The organism is Bradyrhizobium sp. CCGUVB14 (genome assembly GCF_024199935.1).
Lineage (GTDB): Bacteria > Pseudomonadota > Alphaproteobacteria > Rhizobiales > Xanthobacteraceae > Bradyrhizobium.
On record NZ_JANADS010000001.1, the window covers coordinates 6,478,631 to 6,492,427 of the forward strand.

A 13,797-nucleotide genomic window follows, 5' to 3' on the forward strand; every position below is an offset into this window, starting at 1 on the left:
TCTCCCGCGAGCGGGAGAGGTGAAAACAACCAGCACCTTTTCAGCTATGGAACTTCAACCCGTCGACGATCTTGTCGATCACTTTGCGATCGGCGCGCATCGCAATGCCGACGAGATTGAGATCGGTACGCGCAACGGTTTTCACCGCCTCGCGATTGGCGGCATCATGCGTGGTCTTGAACATGTCCTCGGTATAGACCGCGGGCGTGACGCTGCGCGTGAGTGCACGATCGAGTGCACGCGACAATGCCGGACCATCGGCACCATAAATCAGGATCGGCTGGCCGATCAGCGCAAGATATTTCGTAGCCGAGGCGTCCTCATAGGTGTCGCCGATGCACTCCGGAAAGGCGGCCGCGACGCCGCTCGTCAGGAACGATGCGACATTGAGCTTCTGCCAGGCCTGGAGATCGTTGCGGATGACAACGGCGATCTTGGTGTCGAACTGCATGATTTCTCCCAACACACGTCCAAGCGTCGGGAAAGAAAGAAGATTCCCCGCGCGAATGACGGCGGACATGAACGTAACCCGGATTGACCCATCGATCACAGCTCGGAAATTTCAATGGAGATGCGACGGCTCGCGCTTCTCCCCGCGAGTCAAGTCGGGTATATGTCAGCGCTCTGTCACCGAACTGTCATAAAGCGTGTATGTCCGAAACCGGCGCCATCAAGCGAGCCCTCGACCCCGTACAACGGCTTGCGAAGGCCAACGGCCATCCGATCCCTGAGGATGGGAAGAAATCTAACGATTTTGTTGTTCCTCCCGCTGGTGAGGCGCCCGGCTCCGCGTTCCCCGACGATGCATCTTCGCAAGAGTCTTTGCAGGCCGGGTTCTCCGCTGATGACGCGCGTGCGGAGACGACAGCGCCGGAACTCCCGCCGTCTCGCGATGACGTGCCGCGCGCGACCGAAATCGAGCTCAAGCTCCTCGTGGCTTCCGACCGCCTGGCGGGGTTCAACGCTGCGCCCATCATCGCGACGAATGCGCGTAACAAGGGCACGCGCAAGCACCTGAAGGCGATCTATTACGACACGGCCAAGCATGCGCTCCAGCGTAGCGGATTGAGCTTTCGAGTCCGTCAGAGTGGCGCGCGTTTCACGCAGACAGTGAAAGCCGAATTGGCCAACGATCCGTTGCGGCGCGGCGAGTGGGAGGCAAGCGTGCCTTCCATTGCGCCCGACATCGCGCTGGCGCTTCCCTTTATTCCGGAGAAGCTGCGCGCCGATCTCGAACGTCATCCGCTCGAAGCGGTCTTCACGACCGACATTCGTCGGCATCAGCGCATGGTGGACCTGCCGTCCGGCACGGTCGAGATCGCCTTCGACCAGGGCCATTTGATATCCGGTGATCGCTCGCTGCCGGTCAGCGAGATCGAACTGGAGCTCAAGAGCGGTAGCCCGTCCGCAATCTGGGAATTGGCTTTGCGGCTTGCCGAGCACGGTTCGGTGAAGCCTTCGATCCGGACCAAATCGGCGCGCGGCTTCGATCTCGCGGCCGATGCGCCGCCGCGGGCACCGAAGCCGCCAAAGCTTCGTCTCGATCCCTCCACATCGCTCGATGAGGCCTTTTCCGAGATCCTGCGATCCTGTCTTTTGCATTTGCTGCAGTCGTTGCCGGCTGCCGAGGACGGGCGCGATCCCGAAGGGATGCATCAGCTTCGCGTCGCGTTGCGACGCCTGCGATCCGCGCTCGATCTGATGCGATCAGTGGTGTCGCTGAACAAGCTCGACCTGATGCGCGCCGAGGCGAAGTGGCTCGCGGCAAGTCTCTCCGGCGCACGTGACTGGGACGTGTTTCGACAGGAGACGTTGCGGACCGTCGCGGATGGCTGTCCGTCTGTCGCCGGCTTCGACACGCTGGGCGCACTCGCCGACGAACGTCGCGCGACCTGCTACGAGGAGGCCCGCCTCGCCCTCGCCGACCGGCGCTGCCAGTATTTCGTGATCGGGCTCGGCGCCTGGATCGAAGCGCGCGGCTGGCGCAGCGAGGTCGCTCCCGAAGGTCTGGCGCAACTCGCAGAGCCCGCGATCAATTTTGCACGCAACATCCTCGCTGCTCAGCATGCAAAGGTGCTGAAGCGCGGCCGTCGCTTCAAATCGCTGCCGACCGAGCAGCGGCACCGCGTCCGTCTCGCCGCGAAGAAGCTGCGCTATGTCGCCGACTTCCTGCTCCCGCTCTGCGAGCACCGCAAATCGGCGCGGCGCTTCTCGCGCAGGCTCGCCGACCTCCAGCAGGAGCTCGGTATCTACAACGACATGGCGACGACGACGTCACTGCTTGCGGATGTCGGCGCGGGCTCGACCGGCAGCGGCGTGGCCGCCGCGGCGATCGCCGGCTGGCAGGCCCATGCCATGGTCGGCATCGAAGCGCGCCTCTTGAAGGCCTGGTCGGAATTCACCGGGGGCAAGGTGCCTTGGTCGGTGGATGCGCAGGAGCAGCCGGCAAAACTGGTGCAGACCAACGCGGGATGGTTGCGCTAGGCTTGGAATCGCTGCGCTAGCCTTGGATCAACCCTCGATCAGCCTTTGGCGTCGCAGGCCCAGGCGCGGATCACGCATTCCTTGCCGCCATATTTGTAGCATTCGCGCGTGGCGGCATTGAGCGTGGCCGAGATCTTCGGCTTCACGGCATAGCCATAGGCGCCGCAGGGATTGGTCATGTCGACCGACATCGCCGCACAGGCGCGCTTCATCGTCACGGTCGTGCAGTCGCCCTTGCACTGCTTTTGTGCCGCGACACGCGCTTCGTGCTCGGCACCAAAATCATAGGCCTGGCCATAGGCGCCGCACTTGCCGACGGCAAACGCGCCGGCCGCATGAGCTTCGGTGATATGACGGGCGCCGGCGACACAAACCGACAGCGCAAAGAAAAACATCGCGCAGCGGCGCGCGACGACGTTCGAAATCATGGAAAGCCCCTCACCCCCAAGGCAGGTGGAGAGGACTCTAAGCGGGGGACCGTTTCCAGATGGTGAACGAGGGGTTGAAATTGGTGATCTGGAATGTGTCGCTGCGGAAACAGCGCCGCAGGGTGGCCAAAGCGACTTGTCCGCCGTGGTTCGAAGAGCGAAGGCGGAAGCGTGCCCACCATCGCTCACCGCATGGTGAGATCGTGGGCACGGCGCTGCGCGCCTTTGCCCACCCTACGGCAGCTTTATCCGCGTCTTGCGGCTTCCAGCGCCTGCGGTGTGTCGATATCGAGAAAAGCGCCCTCACCGTCGACTGGCACTTCGGCGACCGCTTCGGTGTGCCTGGCGATCAGGTGCCGCGCACCGACGTCGCCATCGAGCGTCATCAACTCCTTGAAGAAGCGGCGCGACCACAGCACGGGATTGCCGCGGCGGCCGTCGGCTACCGGCACAACGATGAGATTGCCGCGGTCCGGCGCAAACCCGTCGATGAGACGGTCGATCAGGCCGGCGTCGATCAGCGGCATGTCGCCCAGGCAAACCACGGCGCCGTCGCTCGTTTCAGACACGGCCGCGATGCCGGCCTTGACCGAGCTCGCGATGCCGCCGGCGAAATCCGGATTCTTGACGAAACGCACCTTCAGGCCCTTCAGCGCCTGCTCGACCAGCTCGGTCTGATGGCCGGTGACGACGATCACCTCGGACGCTTTCGACGCCAGCGCCTGCTCGGTCGCGATCCTCACCAGCTTCTTGCCGTCGAGCTCGGCCAAGAGCTTGTTCGGCCCACCCATGCGGGTGGAGCGCCCGGCTGCGAGCACGATGGCGGCGACCTGGCTGTTGCCCTCGATCTCCGGCTTGGCGCGCGGCTGCGGCCGCGTCACGATCTCCATCAGGAGGCCGCCGACGCCCATGCCCATCAGCTCGGAGCGCGTCACCTTGATGCCGGCCAGGAGCCGCATCAGCACCCAGTCAAAACCGTTCTCGACCGGCGAACGTGCGCAGCCCGGCGCGCCCAGCACCGGCACGCTGCCGGCACGCGCGATCAGTAGCAGATTGCCAGGATCGACCGGCATGCCGAAATGCTCGATCTCGCCGCCGATCTCGGTGACCGCGGCCGGGATCACATCGCGGCGGTCGGCAATCGCCGATGCGCCGAACACGATCACGAGCTCGGCGCCAAGCGCCAGCAATTCCTTGATCGCCGCCGACAGCGCGCGCTCGTCATGCTGCACGCGACGCTCGGCAATGATGCTGGCGCCCGCCGGCGCGAGGCGCTCGGCGGTGACGCGCAGCGTCTTGTCGACCACTTTGGAGGACAGACCCGGTAGCAGCGTCGAGACCACGCCGACGCGCTTGACGACGTAGGGCGCGATTTTCAGCACGTCGTGGCCTGCGGCCTTCACCGCGGCGTCGCGCAGATTTCCTTCAACGCCGAACGGAATGATCTTGACGGTGCCGACCATCTCGCCTTCGACCACCGGCTTGTAGGCGGCGAGCGTGGCGAAGGTGATGGCCTCGTCGATGTTGTTGATGCGGTCGACCGCGGCGCGGTCGATCACCAGCAGGCCGGGACGCGCGGCAAACAGGTTGGCGCGGCCGGTAAAGGCGCGCTCGACGTGAATCCCCTCGCCGCCGATCGCAAGCGCGATGCTGGCGGCCGCGACGTCTTCGGAGACGTCGCCCTCCTCCATCCGCACCACGACGACATCCTTGATGCCGGCGCGCGTCAGCGCCTCGACCTCGGCAGGCCCGATGGTCGTGCCTTTCTTCAGCACCAGCGGACCCTGACGCAGGGTGTGGACGGTCACCCCGCCGATCGCATCCTTGGGGCTCGCCGGGCCGAACTTCATGCCGCTTCTTCTTTTTCTTTTGGTGGTAGCCGCAGCACCGCCGTGATCTCGGCCATGATCGACACCGCGATCTCGGACGGCGAGACTGCGCCGATTGCAAGCCCGATCGGCGCGTGGATGCGCGCGATATCGGTGTCCTTGGCGCCCTGGGCTCGCAGCCGGTCGCCGCGCTTGGCGTGCGTCTTCCGCGAGCCGAGCGCGCCGATATAGAAGCAGTTACGCTCGAAGGCATGCAGCAGCGCGGGATCGTCGATCTTCGGATCGTGCGTCACCGCAACGAAGGCGGTGTAGGCATCGACATTGAGCGGCGGCAGCGCCGTGTCCGGCCACTCCGCGACCAGCGGAATATCGGGGAATCGTTCGGGGCTCGCAAACGCCGTGCGCGGATCGACGACTGTGACGTCGTAGCCGAGCGAGCGCGCCAGCGGCGCCAGGGCCTGGCTGATATGGACCGCACCGATGATGACGAGCTTTGCGGTCGGCGCGTAGACGTTGAAGAACAGCTTTTTGCCGCCGGCCTCGACATTGGCGCTCTTGCCCATGCGAAGCTGCTTGTCGAGCTCGGCGCGGAGCGGATCTTTGGCGAAATCCGCCGCCTTCACCAGCCGCTGCTCGCCGCTCTCGGTATCGGTCACCAAAATCACGGGCCGGCGCGCGGCGCGCTCGGCGTTGAGTTCGTGCAAAATCGCGAGCTTCACGGCTAGCCGACCTTCTCGACGAAGACGCGGATGGTGCCGCCGCAGGACAGACCGACGTTCCAGGCTGTCTCGTCGGCGACGCCGAACTCGAGCATCTTGGGCTTGCCGCTCTCGATCACGTCCATGGCCTCGGTGACCACGGCGCCCTCGACGCAGCCGCCGGAGACCGAACCGAGAAACGTGCCTTCGTCGTTGATGACGAGGCTCGATCCCGCCGGGCGCGGGGCCGAGCCCCAGGTCTCGACGACGGTTGCCAGCGCGACGCCACGGCCGGCCTTCTGCCAGTCCTCCGCCGCCTTCAGAATATCCTCGTCGCGATCGAGCATGGGCTTTGCCTCTTAGGCTGCGGGGCGGATCAGGCTGCGGTGATGCGGCGGCAGCGGCCGGGACAGCGTGGTGATCAGCTCCTGGATAGAGCTCAAATTATGCACCGGACGAAATTCGTCAACGTGCGGGAGCATCATTTTGATGCCCTGGGCCTTGGCCTCGAAGCCGCCGAACCGCAGGAGCGGGTTGAGCCAGATCAGCCGCCGGCAGGAGCGGTGTAGCCGGTCCATCTCGAAGGCGAGCTTGGAATCGGCCTCCCGCTCCAGCCCGTCGGAAATCAAGAGCACGATGGCGCCCTGGCTCAGCACGCGCCGCGCCCACAATTTGTTGAAGTTGTGCAGCGAGGTCGCAATCCGCGTGCCGCCGGCCCAGTCCTCGACCGCGGCCGAGCAGCTCGCCAGCGCCTCGTCGGGATCGCGCTGGCGTAACGCGCGTGTCACATTAGTGAGCCGCGTGCCGAACAGGAACACCGAGACGCGCTTGCGCGCGTCCCCGATGGCATGGAGGAAATGCAGGAACAGACGGGTGTACTCGCTCATCGAGCCGGAGATATCGAGCAGCGCCACGATCGGGGCCGGCTTCTCGATCCGCCCCAGGCGATGGATGTCGATGATGTCGCCGCCGGTGCGCAAGGACGCGCGCAGGGTGCGACGCATGTCGAGCCGCAGGCCGCGCGGATCGGGCTGGTGCCGGCGCGTCAAGAGCTCCGCCTGCGGCAGCCGCATCATCTCGATGGCACGGAGCGCCTCGGCGATCTCGGCCGCGCTCATCTGCGCAAAATCCTTCTTCTGAAGGATTTCCTTGTCGGAGACCGACAGGCGCAGATCCTGCTCCTGGTGCTGCGGCGTCTCCGTCATCCGCGGCTGCGACATCGCTTCCTGGACGCGACGCGAGGCGGCCGGCGGCTTCTTCTTGGCGCCATCCGGCAACGGCACCGAATCCAGCATGTGCTTCCACTCTTCCGAGGCGCGGAAGAACAGGTTGAAGGCCTGCTTGAAGATCAGCGCATGCTCATGCCGCTTGACGAAGATCGCCTCCAGCGTGGTGAAGACGTCGGCGCGGCTGCCGATGTCGATCACCTGCAGCGCATTCATGGCATCGATCACCGCGCCCGGACCAACCGGCATGCCGGTCGCGCGCAGCGCACGCGCAAAGCCGACGATATTGTCGGCGAACTGCTCGGTCTTTTCAGGCGCGAGGTGGTTGATGGCCATGGTTCAGCACTCTCACTCATCCCCGTCGCGACGCGCCGGTTGAAGAGTTCAGTCTTGGCGCGAGATCAGCTCTCGCTCGTCGCGTCCTTGAGCGCCTTCTGCAAGGTATCGCCCTGCATCCGCGTGATGTCGTCCTGATATTTGAGCAGCGCGCCCAGCGTGTCGCCGACCACCTGCGGGGTCAGTGAGCGGGCGTCGAGCTCCGACAGCGCGGTGGCCCAGTCGATGGTCTCGGCGACACCAGGCGATTTGTAGAAGTCCTGGTTGCGCAGCGCCTGCACGAAGCGCACGACCTGCTGCGACAGCTTTGCCGAGATGCCGGGCACACGCGACTTGACGATCGCGAGCTCGCGCTCGGCGGCGGGATAGTCGACCCAGTGATAGAGACAGCGCCGCTTCAGCGCGTCGTGGATCTCGCGGGTGCGGTTGGAGGTGATGATGACGATCGGCGGGTGCGGCGCCTTCACGGTGCCGAACTCGGGGATGGTCACCTGGAAGTCGCTGAGGATCTCGAGAAGGTACGCCTCGAATGCTTCGTCGGCGCGGTCGAGCTCGTCGATCAGCAGCACCGGCGGACCGGCCACGTCGGGCTCCAGCGCCTGCAGCAGCGGCCGCTTGATCATGTAGCGGTCGGCGAAGATGTCGCTCGAGAGTTGCTCGCGGTCGGTATCGCCGGCGGCTTCCGCCATCCGGATCGCGATCATCTGCGCGGCGCTGTTCCACTCATAGACCGCGGAGGAGACGTCGAGGCCTTCGTAGCACTGCAGGCGGATCAGCTTCCGCCCCAGCGCCGCGGACAGCACCTTCGCGATCTCGGTCTTGCCGACGCCGGCCTCGCCTTCGAGAAACAGCGGCCGTCCCATACGCAGCGAAAGATACGCCACCGTCGCCAGCGACCGCTCGGCAAGGTAGCCGCGCGAGGTCAAGAGTTCGAGCATCGCATCGACCGATGCCGGCAAGGTCGCTGAAGTCATGAAAGAGCCAGTCTCGCTACGCCCTCACAAGGGCAAGTATTGGGCCAGATCGTGAGGCCCACTCATTCCTTGGCATTGGCGGCATCGAGCGCACGCCGTGTCAGCACGCCGATGAGATGCGCGCGGTATTCGGCGCTGCCGTGGATGTCGCTGTTCAGCCCTTCCACCGGCACCTCGATGCCATCGAGCACCTTCGAGGAGAACCGCTTCTTCAGCGCCTCCTCGAATGCCTCGACGCGGAACACGCCGTCCGAGCCGGCACCGGTGACGGCAACCCGCACGTCCGACGGACGCCGCGCCACGAACACGCCGACCAAGGCGTAACGCGAGGCCTGGTTGCGGAACTTGATGTAGGCGGCCTTCTTCGGCAGCGGGAACATCACCTTGGTGATGATCTCGTCGGCTTCCAGCGCGGTCGAGAACAGGCCCTGGAAATACTCCTCGGCCTTGAGGCGACGCTTGTTGGTGACGATAGTCGCGCCGAGTGCAAGCACGGCGGCCGGATAATCCGCGGTCGGATCGTTGTTGGCGAGCGAACCGCCGATCGTGCCCTTGTGGCGCACGGCGGGATCGCCGATCTGGCTGGCGAGACTGGCCAGTGCCGGGATCGCCTCGCCGACGATGGCGGAGCTCGCGACCTCGGCATGCTTGGCGGTGGCGCCGATCACCAGGGAACGGCCCTTCATCTCGATCGTGTTCAGCCCCTCGATGTGGGAGAGGTCGACCAGATGCGGCGGGCTTGCGAGCCGCTGCTTCATGACCGGAATCAGCGTGTGACCGCCGGCGATCACCTTGGCGTCTTCGTTCTTCACCAGGAGGTTGGCAGCCTGCCGCACGGTCCCGGGGCGATGGTATTTGAATTCGTACATGAGGGTGTCCTGATCGCGGAGGGCGCGCGGTTACGCGAGATCGGATTTCGCCATCGCCTTCGCGCCGGCGGCGATCGAGGCGACGATGTTCTGGTAGCCGGTGCAACGGCAGAGATTGCCTTCCAGCTCCTCGCGGATCGTATGGTCGTCGAGCTCGTGGCCCTTGCGATGCACGATGTCGATCGCGGTCATGATCATGCCGGGCGTGCAGAAGCCGCACTGCAGGCCATGGTGCTCACGGAAAGCCTCCTGCATCGGATGCAGCGGCGCGCCGTCGGCGGCCAGCCCCTCGATGGTCTTGACCTCGTGGCCGTCGGCCATCACGGCGAGCGTGGTGCAGGACTTCACGGCCTTGCCGTCGAGATGCACGACGCAGGCGCCGCACTGCGAGGTGTCGCAGCCGACATGAGTGCCCGTCAGCCGCAGATTCTCGCGCAGGAACTGCACCAGAAGCGTACGCGGGTCGACATTGCCGGTAACAGGATTGCCGTTCACGATAAGGGAGATTTTTGCCATAAGCACTCTCTATCAGCGCCCCGACGGGTCCCGTCGAAGCGGTTCTTTTTTATAATTATTCCAACCCATCATATTGGCCCTTGTCCCCTTGGGCAACATCGCCCGGGACGCAAGCCGCCATGCCAAAAGGCGGTAGGTTTCAGCCTTGTACCGCCTTGGCGAAATTCGCGAAAAACTCGTCGGCCAGCTTCTTGGCGGTGCCGTTGATCAGGCGCTGCCCGAGCTGCGCCAACTTGCCGCCGATCTGCGCCTCGACCTCGTAAGACAGCAGCGTGCCGCCATCCTTCTCCGCAAGCTTCACCACGGCGCCCCCCTTGGCAAAGCCGGCCACGCCGCCCTCGCCTTCGCCCGAGATCTTGTAGCCGTTCGGCGGGTCGAGATCGCTCAGCGTCACCTTGCCCTTGAACCGCGCCGAGACCGGGCCGACCTTCATTTTTGCGGTCGCGCGAAAGCCGCCGTCATCGGTCTTCTCCAGCTCCTCGCAGCCGGGGATGCAGGCCTTCAGCACCTCGGGATCATTGAGCTTCTCCCACACGGCCTCGCGCGGCGCCGCAAGCTGGACTTCGCCGTTCATTGTCATGGCCATGGGGGAGCCTCCCGGATCGCATCAGAATAATATTGCTCAAGTAACGCACGGAGGCCGCAAAGGAAAGGGCAGCCCCCGGTCACGTGCAATGCATATTCGCACCTGCAAAATGCCTTGTGCGGTCGGTCAGGGATTGGCAGAGCCGGGGCATGGTGATTAGGTCCGCCGCAACATGAGCACAGCCCTCTCCCCCCTGCTTGCGCCGATGCTGTCGAGCGCAGCCATGCGCAACGTCTGCGACGACCGCTCCACCCTGCAAAACATGCTCGATTTCGAGGCAGCCCTGGCCCGGGCCGAGGCCGCCGCGGGTGTGATTCCCGCATCCGCCGTGGGCCCGATCGAAGCCGCCTGCAAGGCCGACGCCTTCGATCTGACCGCCCTCGCCGAGGCCGCGACCCGGTCGGGCAATCTCGCGATTCCCCTGGTCAAGGCGCTGACCGCCAATGTCGGCAAGGCCGACGTCGAAGCCGCCCGCTACGTGCATTGGGGGGCGACCAGTCAGGACGTCATCGACACCGCGACCATGCTCGGCTTGCGCGCCGCCATCGATGCGCTGGACGCTGATCTCAGCCGCGCCATCAAGGGCTTTGCGACACTTGCCCGCGCCCATCGCAACACCGCGATGGTGGCACGGACCTGGCTTCAGCACGCGCTGCCGATGCCGTTCGGGCTGAAGGCGGCCGAATACGCATCGAGCCTCGCCCGCGCCCGCTGCCGCCTGCGGCGGCTCCGCCGCGAGGGCCTTGCACTGCAATTCGGCGGCGCCGCCGGCACGCTTGCCGCCCTCGGCGACAACGGGCTCGCGGTGGCCGAACGGCTGGCGCGGGAGCTGAGCCTGCCGCTGCCCGAGGCACCCTGGCACACCCATCGCGACCGCATCGCGGAGGCCGCTTCAAGCTTCGCGATTCTCGCCGGCACCTGCGGCAAGATCGCGCGCGACGTCTCGCTGATGATGCAGACCGATGTCGGTGAAGCCTTCGAGCCCGCCGGCGAAGGCCGCGGCGGCTCGTCGACGATGCCGCACAAGCGCAACCCGGTCGCGGCCGCAAGCGCGCTTGGCTGCGCGACCATGGCGCCGCAACTCGCCGCGACAATTTTCGCGGCCCAGGTGCAGGACCACGAGCGCAGCGCCGGCCCCTGGCACGCAGAATGGCCGACGCTGCCGCAATTGATGCTGGTCACCTCCGGCGCGCTTGCCGCGATCGTCGACATCGCCGAAGGGCTGGACGTCGATGCCGCGCGCATGCGCAGCAATCTCGATGCGACGCACGGGCTGATCATGGCGGAAGCCGTCACCTTTGCGCTGGCCGACAAGATCGGCAAGAGCGACGCCCATCATCTGATCGAGGCCGCGAGCAAGCGCGCGGTTGCCGAGAAGAAACACTTACGCGAAATTCTCGCCGCCGATTCGCAGGTCACTGCGCATCTGACGCCCGAGAAAATCACGGCATTGTTCGAGCCGATGGCCTATCAAGGGACGTCGCAGGCCATGATTGACCGGCTGCTCGACAGCCTCGATCGCGAATAGAGCAGCCCTGAGCGGACATAAAACGGAGACGCCGCATGCCCATGATCGATGCCGACGGTTGCCTGATCAATGTCTCCGTCGAGGGCCGCGACGGCGGGCCGACCTTGATGCTCTCCAACTCGCTCGGCTGTACGCTGCAGATGTGGGAGCCGCAGATGAAGGCGCTGACGCAGGTGTTCCGCGTCATCCGCTACGACCGCCGCGGCCACGGCAAGTCAAGCGTAGCCCCCGCGCCCTATACGATGGAACGCTTCGGTCGCGACGTGCTGGCGATCCTCGACGACCTCAACATCGAGAAGGTGCATTGGTGCGGCCTGTCGATGGGCGGCATGGTCGGGCAATGGCTGGGCGCCAACGCGCCGGAGCGCTTCGGCAAGCTCATCCTCGCCAACACCTCCTGCTACTATGCCGAGCCGACCAAATGGCTGGAGCGCATCGACGCCGTGAAGAAGGGCGGCATCGCCGCGGTCGCCGACGGCGTGATCGCCGGCTGGCTCACCCAGGATTTCCGCGAGCGCGAGCCTGACATCACCGCCAGGATGAAGGCGATGCTGCTCGCGACCCCGGTCGAGGGTTATCTCGCCTGCTGCGAGGCGCTGTCGACGCTCGACCAGCGCGCGCTGCTGCCTGACATCAAGAGCCCGACGCTGGTGATCGCCGGCCGCCACGACCAGGCAACCCCGATCTCTGCGGGCGAGCTGATCCGCTCGAGCATTCCCGGCGCCAGCATGACCATCATCGACGCCGCCCACATTTCCAATGTCGAGCAGCCGCACGCGTTCACCGACGCGGTGGTGGGATTTTTGACGCAAAGGTAGTTTCGCAGCTCGTCATTGCGGAGAGGAGGATGGATATGGACGATCAGAAGCGCCGCGATGCCGGCATGAACGTGCGCCGAAAAGTGCTGGGCAATGCCTGGGTCGACAAGTCGATCGCCAACCGGAACGCCTTCAACACCGACTTCCAGGACATGATCACCCGCTACGCCTGGGGCGAGATCTGGACGCGGCCGCATTTCGACGAGCGCACGCGGCGGGTCCTGGTGATCGGCACCATGGTCGCGCTCGGGCAATGGGACGAATTCCGCCTGCACGTGCGCGCGGCGCTCGCCGAGGGCGGCTTCACCCCCGACGACATCAAGGAAATTCTGCTGCAGCAGGCGATCTATTGCGGCGTCCCGGCGGCAAATCACGCCGTCAAGGAAGCCTCAGCGATTGTGCAGGAGCTCGGCCTGCTCAAGCCCTAGCGATTCAAGACCTGTCGGCACAGTATCCGCGACATCGACGGTCTTCGGCGCAGGCGCCGGCCGCTCGATCACCAGCACGACCGCGGCACCGAGCAGCAGCAGAAGCTCGGTGGCATGCAGCCGAAGCGCGGCCATCTCGCCGACCTTCGAGGCCATCACCATGCTCACAAACGAGATCAGGCTGCCGATCGCGAGCGCAATGCCGAGCGCCTCGTCGCTGGCGCCGCTCTTGCGGGTGCGCGGAATGGCGAGCAGCGCAAGATAGATCGCGAAGAACGCCACCACGGTCAGACGCCCGAGCGCCAGCAGCCAGGCCGCGCGCACCGTGCTCATGCCGGACATCTGAAGCTGGTCGCTGAGAAACAGCGCCACCGCGACGCTCGGCCGCTCATAGAGGCCGTGCACAGGCGCCACCATGATGTTGAAGGCGACCATCGTCCAGGCCGGGATGAAATAAGCCGCCAGCAGCGCGCCGTTGATGGAGCCGATCCGCCAATTCGTGAACATGCCGCTTCCCGCTTCGCCTGCTACCCGCCTTCGAGGGAAGGCTTTGCCGGGAGCTAACTCGCATCGGACTGTGGCGGCAATTTAAACCCTTTATTTACCTTAATCGCCCGGCTGGCCTCCCCATCCAAAGAAAAAGCCCCGCCTTGCGGCGGGACCCTCTTCGTTACTCTTGTTACGCTTGGGTTGCGCTTGGGCTCCCAAAACTACCTGTTGTCCTGACGAGGCTGACCGCCCTGCTGCTGGCCGGGCTTGTCGCCCTGGCGCTGCGGATCCTGCTGCTGCTGGCCCGGCTTGTGACCGCCACCCTGCTGCTGGCCCGGGTTCTGGCCTTGCTGGCCCGCGTTCTGGTTCTGCTGCTTCGTCATGGGGCAAACTCCCTTGTTGGACGTCAGTGGGGAAACAACAGGCGGCAGCTCATTTGGTTGCTATGCGGAACCCGGTTCCTCGCAGTTGCGGGAACTGGACATGACATCCGTCACCGAAATGACCTCTGTACAAGCCTTTATGCCGAGACATCGACAGTTGCAGCCGCCAGTTCCCTCCTGTTACAAAACGGGAAGAACGCTCAAG

General features: G+C 65.1%; 16 protein-coding genes. 4 read left to right on the forward strand and 12 right to left on the reverse strand.

Annotation, left to right across the window (positions count from 1 at the left end; translation table 11 throughout):
• Window positions 1-40: 40 nt before the first annotated feature.
• Window positions 41-451 carry a DUF2000 family protein gene (locus NLM32_RS30455; protein ID WP_254132445.1) on the reverse strand — a complete coding sequence of 137 codons (411 nt, stop codon included), beginning with the start codon at window positions 449-451 and terminating at the stop codon, window positions 41-43.
• A gap of 200 nt (window positions 452-651) precedes the next feature.
• On the opposite strand from NLM32_RS30455, the gene NLM32_RS30460 reads away from it, so the two are divergent.
• Window positions 652-2,484 (forward strand): CYTH and CHAD domain-containing protein, encoded by a 1,833-nt coding sequence (locus tag NLM32_RS30460; protein WP_254132446.1) that lies wholly within the window; start codon window positions 652-654, stop codon window positions 2,482-2,484.
• 38 nt (window positions 2,485-2,522) lie between these two features.
• Here NLM32_RS30460 and NLM32_RS30465 read toward each other — a convergent pair whose 3' ends face one another.
• The 9 genes from NLM32_RS30465 to NLM32_RS30505 form a co-directional block, all read right to left on the reverse strand.
• Window positions 2,523-2,912: a DUF4189 domain-containing protein gene (locus NLM32_RS30465; RefSeq protein ID WP_254132447.1), complete on the reverse strand. Its 390-nt coding sequence runs from the start codon at window positions 2,910-2,912 to the stop codon at window positions 2,523-2,525.
• A gap of 245 nt (window positions 2,913-3,157) precedes the next feature.
• Entirely contained in the window at window positions 3,158-4,762 is a 1,605-nt protein-coding gene (locus tag NLM32_RS30470) for an NTP transferase domain-containing protein (RefSeq protein WP_254132448.1), read from the reverse strand.
• A complete protein-coding gene (locus NLM32_RS30475) occupies window positions 4,759-5,460 on the reverse strand; it encodes an XdhC family protein (protein WP_254132449.1) in 702 nt (233 codons plus the stop codon). Before NLM32_RS30475 ends, NLM32_RS30470 begins: the two co-directional genes overlap by 4 nt.
• A 2-nt stretch (window positions 5,461-5,462) precedes the next feature.
• The gene (locus tag NLM32_RS30480; RefSeq protein ID WP_008564652.1) at window positions 5,463-5,786 is read right to left on the reverse strand and encodes an XdhC family protein; all 324 of its coding nucleotides are present in this window, start codon (window positions 5,784-5,786) and stop codon (window positions 5,463-5,465) included.
• A gap of 12 nt (window positions 5,787-5,798) precedes the next feature.
• Window positions 5,799-7,001: a VWA domain-containing protein gene (locus NLM32_RS30485; protein ID WP_254132450.1), complete on the reverse strand. Its 1,203-nt coding sequence runs from the start codon at window positions 6,999-7,001 to the stop codon at window positions 5,799-5,801.
• 65 nt (window positions 7,002-7,066) lie between these two features.
• Window positions 7,067-7,975: a MoxR family ATPase gene (locus NLM32_RS30490; protein WP_254132451.1), complete on the reverse strand. Its 909-nt coding sequence runs from the start codon at window positions 7,973-7,975 to the stop codon at window positions 7,067-7,069.
• Between the two features lie 62 nt (window positions 7,976-8,037).
• A complete protein-coding gene (locus tag NLM32_RS30495) occupies window positions 8,038-8,844 on the reverse strand; it encodes a xanthine dehydrogenase family protein subunit M (protein WP_254132452.1) in 807 nt (268 codons plus the stop codon).
• Between the two features lie 30 nt (window positions 8,845-8,874).
• Window positions 8,875-9,360 (reverse strand): (2Fe-2S)-binding protein, encoded by a 486-nt coding sequence (locus NLM32_RS30500; RefSeq protein ID WP_057748873.1) that lies wholly within the window; start codon window positions 9,358-9,360, stop codon window positions 8,875-8,877.
• Window positions 9,361-9,499: 139 nt separating this feature from the next.
• On the reverse strand, window positions 9,500-9,946 hold the full coding sequence (locus NLM32_RS30505; RefSeq protein WP_254132453.1) for a carbon monoxide dehydrogenase subunit G: 447 nt from the start codon (window positions 9,944-9,946) through the stop codon (window positions 9,500-9,502).
• Window positions 9,947-10,118: 172 nt separating this feature from the next.
• Between NLM32_RS30505 and NLM32_RS30510 the strand changes: the two genes are divergently transcribed.
• Genes NLM32_RS30510 through NLM32_RS30520 form a run of 3 tightly spaced genes read left to right on the forward strand, consistent with a single transcriptional unit; the run spans window position 10,119 to window position 12,720 of the window.
• Window positions 10,119-11,474 (forward strand): 3-carboxy-cis,cis-muconate cycloisomerase, encoded by a 1,356-nt coding sequence (locus NLM32_RS30510; protein WP_254132454.1) that lies wholly within the window; start codon window positions 10,119-10,121, stop codon window positions 11,472-11,474.
• A gap of 35 nt (window positions 11,475-11,509) precedes the next feature.
• Window positions 11,510-12,292 carry a 3-oxoadipate enol-lactonase gene (gene pcaD / locus NLM32_RS30515; protein WP_254132455.1) on the forward strand — a complete coding sequence of 261 codons (783 nt, stop codon included), beginning with the start codon at window positions 11,510-11,512 and terminating at the stop codon, window positions 12,290-12,292.
• A gap of 35 nt (window positions 12,293-12,327) precedes the next feature.
• Entirely contained in the window at window positions 12,328-12,720 is a 393-nt protein-coding gene (locus NLM32_RS30520) for a carboxymuconolactone decarboxylase family protein (RefSeq protein ID WP_135169198.1), read from the forward strand.
• Here the strand turns inward: NLM32_RS30520 and NLM32_RS30525 are convergent.
• Together NLM32_RS30525 and NLM32_RS30530 are read right to left on the reverse strand one after the other, a co-directional pair.
• Window positions 12,682-13,227 carry a hypothetical protein gene (locus NLM32_RS30525; RefSeq protein WP_254132456.1) on the reverse strand — a complete coding sequence of 182 codons (546 nt, stop codon included), beginning with the start codon at window positions 13,225-13,227 and terminating at the stop codon, window positions 12,682-12,684. The genes NLM32_RS30520 and NLM32_RS30525 overlap by 39 nt on opposite strands.
• A gap of 203 nt (window positions 13,228-13,430) precedes the next feature.
• Window positions 13,431-13,592, reverse strand: coding sequence for a hypothetical protein (locus NLM32_RS30530; RefSeq protein ID WP_254132457.1), 162 nt, complete (start codon window positions 13,590-13,592; stop codon window positions 13,431-13,433).
• Between the last annotated feature and the right edge of the window lie 205 nt (window positions 13,593-13,797).

Bases quoted from the DNA above. Each gene is read 5' to 3' on its own strand.
- NLM32_RS30510 (WP_254132454.1), top strand. From the start codon at position 10,119: ATGAGCACAGCCCTCTCCCCCCTGCTTGCGCCGATGCTGTCGAGCGCA.
- NLM32_RS30520 (WP_135169198.1), top strand. From the start codon at position 12,328: ATGGACGATCAGAAGCGCCGCGATGCCGGCATGAACGTGCGCCGAAAA.
- NLM32_RS30505 (WP_254132453.1), bottom strand. From the start codon at position 9,946: ATGGCCATGACAATGAACGGCGAAGTCCAGCTTGCGGCGCCGCGCGAG.
- NLM32_RS30525 (WP_254132456.1), bottom strand. From the start codon at position 13,227: ATGTTCACGAATTGGCGGATCGGCTCCATCAACGGCGCGCTGCTGGCG.
- NLM32_RS30485 (WP_254132450.1), bottom strand. From the start codon at position 7,001: ATGGCCATCAACCACCTCGCGCCTGAAAAGACCGAGCAGTTCGCCGAC.
- NLM32_RS30455 (WP_254132445.1), bottom strand. From the start codon at position 451: ATGCAGTTCGACACCAAGATCGCCGTTGTCATCCGCAACGATCTCCAG.
- NLM32_RS30495 (WP_254132452.1), bottom strand. From the start codon at position 8,844: ATGTACGAATTCAAATACCATCGCCCCGGGACCGTGCGGCAGGCTGCC.
- NLM32_RS30490 (WP_254132451.1), bottom strand. From the start codon at position 7,975: ATGACTTCAGCGACCTTGCCGGCATCGGTCGATGCGATGCTCGAACTC.
- pcaD (WP_254132455.1), top strand. From the start codon at position 11,510: ATGCCCATGATCGATGCCGACGGTTGCCTGATCAATGTCTCCGTCGAG.
- NLM32_RS30500 (WP_057748873.1), bottom strand. From the start codon at position 9,360: ATGGCAAAAATCTCCCTTATCGTGAACGGCAATCCTGTTACCGGCAAT.
- NLM32_RS30470 (WP_254132448.1), bottom strand. From the start codon at position 4,762: ATGAAGTTCGGCCCGGCGAGCCCCAAGGATGCGATCGGCGGGGTGACC.
- NLM32_RS30465 (WP_254132447.1), bottom strand. From the start codon at position 2,912: ATGATTTCGAACGTCGTCGCGCGCCGCTGCGCGATGTTTTTCTTTGCG.
- NLM32_RS30530 (WP_254132457.1), bottom strand. From the start codon at position 13,592: ATGACGAAGCAGCAGAACCAGAACGCGGGCCAGCAAGGCCAGAACCCG.
- NLM32_RS30460 (WP_254132446.1), top strand. From the start codon at position 652: ATGTCCGAAACCGGCGCCATCAAGCGAGCCCTCGACCCCGTACAACGG.
- NLM32_RS30480 (WP_008564652.1), bottom strand. From the start codon at position 5,786: ATGCTCGATCGCGACGAGGATATTCTGAAGGCGGCGGAGGACTGGCAG.